General features: G+C 71.1%; 3 protein-coding genes. 2 read left to right on the plus strand and 1 reads right to left on the minus strand.

Annotated elements, in window-relative coordinates:
- Positions 1-681 (plus strand): TIGR03560 family F420-dependent LLM class oxidoreductase (locus tag VMF51_RS17510; RefSeq protein ID WP_325475742.1); only part of this gene is annotated, 681 nt, incomplete at its 5' end.
- A gap of 156 nt (positions 682-837) precedes the next feature.
- A complete protein-coding gene (locus VMF51_RS17515) occupies positions 838-1581 on the plus strand; it encodes a siderophore-interacting protein (protein WP_325475743.1) in 744 nt (247 codons plus the stop codon).
- 12 nt (positions 1582-1593) lie between these two features.
- Here the strand turns inward: VMF51_RS17515 and VMF51_RS17520 are convergent, their stop codons facing one another.
- Entirely contained in the window at positions 1594-2187 is a 594-nt protein-coding gene (locus VMF51_RS17520; protein WP_325475744.1) for a DinB family protein, read from the minus strand.
- Positions 2188-2667 lie beyond the last annotated feature (480 nt).

The following is a 2667-nucleotide window of genomic DNA, read 5'->3' on the forward strand; positions in this document are numbered from 1 at the left end:
CTGGCCGCCAAGACCGAGCGGGTCAAGCTGCTGACGATGGTCACCGCCGTCGTCTACCGCGAGCCGGGCCTGCTCGCGAAGGCCATGACCACGCTCGACGTGCTGTCGGGGGGGCGGGCCATCCTCGGCATCGGCGCCGCCTGGAACGCCGAGGAGTCGGCCGGCCTCGGCCTGCTCTTCCCGCCCGTGGCGGAGCGGTTCGAGCGCCTCGAGGAGGCAATCCTCATCTGCAGGCAGATGTGGAGCGGCGACGAGGCCGCCTTCTCCGGCAAGTACTACCAGCTCGCCCGCACCCTCAACTCGCCCCAGGCGCTGTCCCGCCCGCACCCGCCGATCCTGATCGGCGGCTCGGGCGAGAAGAAGACGCTCAAGCTGGTGGCCCGCTACGCCGACGCGTGCAACATCTCCGCCTACGACGTCCCCGAGGCGGCTCGCAAGCTCGCGGTCCTGCGCGAGCACTGCGCGAACGAGGGGCGCGACTACGCCGAGATCGAGAAGACCGCCCAGACGCGCTTCGACCTGGGCCTGGGCGGCGAGAACGTCAACAAGACGATCGAGCAGGTGCACGCGCTGGCCGAGGCGGGCTTCAGCGTCGCCCACGGCTCGCTGGTCAACGTCAGCGTCCCCGGCCAGCTCGACCTGCTGACCGAGCAGATCATCCCGGCCATCGAGAAGTTCTAGAACAACTCACGCACCACCAGACAGTTAAACGGGAGATCGCACCGGCAGGCACCGCCCTCCCGCGACGAAGGGAAGCTCGTGACCACTCCCGCACCAGCAGCAACTCCAGGCGGCCCCCGGAGGCGGAAGCCGCCGCGGCGGGCCAAGGTCGTGTCGGTGTCGCCGGTCTCGGCCCGGCTGATCTCGGTCCTGGTCACCGGCGACGACCTCGACGGGTTCACCGACGCCGCCCCGACCTCGCACCTGAAGGTGTTCCTGCCCGCCGACGGCCAGGACGCGCCGAATTTGCCCGCGCCGGGGCCGGACGGGACGGTCGTGACGCCGGAGGGGCCGGCGCCGGTGGTCCGCACCTACACGCCGCGCCGCTACGACCCGGCGACGCGGACTCTTGAGATCCAGTTCCTGCTGCACGGAACCGGTCCCGCCTCCGAGTGGGCGCGGCGGGTGAAGCCGGGCGATAAGCTCGCGGTGGCCGGCCCGGGCGGCCGGTTCTCCCTCGAGCCGGTCGCCGACCACTGGTGGCTCGCCGCCGACGAGTCCGCCATCCCGGCCGTCGGCACGCTGCTCGAGGCGATGCCGGAGACGACCGCGGCCGACGTCCACATCGAAGTCGACGGCCCGGACGACGAGGTCGAGTTCACCGCCCCGGCCAAGACCGCGATCACCTGGCACCACCGTCGCCGCCCGGACGCGTACGGCGTCGAGCTCCTCGCGGCCGCCCACGCCGCCAGCGTCCCGGAAGGCAGCCGGGTCTGGGTGGCGTGCGAGGCCGCCGCGATGCGCGACATCCGCCGTTACTTCCTCACCTCGCGCCTGCTGCCCCCTGCCTCCCTGGTGACCCGCGGCTACTGGCGCACCGGCGAGCAGAACCACCCCGACCATGACTACGGCGAGGACTAGCTCACCGGTCTCCTACTGGCCGATGCGGCCGTCGATGCGCTCGCGGAGCAGGTCGGCGTGGCCGCAGTGGCGGGCGTACTCCTCGATCATGTGCACGAGCACCTCGCGGAGCGAGATCGTCTTGCCGTCGCGCATGGTGCCGCGGGTGCCCAGGTCGCCGGAGCCGTTGACGTAGCGCTCGGCGTAGCCGACCTCGCGCCGCCAGGCATCCCAGGCCTGGGCGACGACCTCCGGGTCGGCGATCGCGCCGGTCCAGTCGACGTCGGCCTCGCCCTCGGTCCAGTACAGCGGGGGCGCGTCCTCGCCCGCCATCACCCGGCGGAACCAATGGCGCTCCACGTCGGCCATGTGCCGGATGAGGCCGAGGAGGGACATGGTGGACGGCGGCACCGACCGTCGCGCCAGCCGTTCGGCGTCGAGGCCCGCGCACTTCATCTCCATCGTCAGCCGGTACAGGCGCACGTACTCGACGAGCACCGACCGCTCGTCGTCGAGCTCGGTCCCGGTCTCGCGGGGATCATCGGCCGGGTCCACCCACATGTCCGCGTACGCCGATGACGCCGTCCACCGCTCCGGCACCGCTCCGTCTGCGCTCTTGTCAACCATGGCCCACATCCTGGCACTCGGTCCCCAGACCGTCATCGCCTTTTCCGTGGCGACCGCCAACCCGCGACCTGTCGCCTACGCCATCGACACCACTAGGCGCTGTCGCTGGCGTCGTCGACAGGTGGTCGGCCAGGTCAGCTACGCCATCGACCCCAAGCGGCCGCCCGACGGGCGACCTATCCGAAAGGGGCGCTGCCTGGCGGCGCGGCGGGGGAGCACCCGGGGGCCCGGCCACCGACACCGAGGCCGACCTCGGGTTCCCGCGGATCCGCGCCACCGTCGCCCCCGCCCCCTACGACGCGCACGCTCGGACGCAATACCGACGCCACTAACCGGGTTGCAGGCCGCTTGTGGTGAGCCCCAGTACTCGCCGTCAGGCATTAAGTTTCCGCACGTGACGACCTACCATGAGAGCACAAGGACTTACGAATTTTCGGGAAATGGGCGTTACGTGGAAACTGTGCTCGACGACTTCTCGAT

Origin of the sequence: Nocardioides sp. (assembly GCF_035503875.1) — a bacterium.
Taxonomy (GTDB): Bacteria; Actinomycetota; Actinomycetes; order Propionibacteriales; family Nocardioidaceae; genus Nocardioides.

Bases quoted from the DNA above. Each gene is read 5' to 3' on its own strand.
- VMF51_RS17520 (WP_325475744.1), bottom strand. From the start codon at position 2,187: ATGGTTGACAAGAGCGCAGACGGAGCGGTGCCGGAGCGGTGGACGGCG.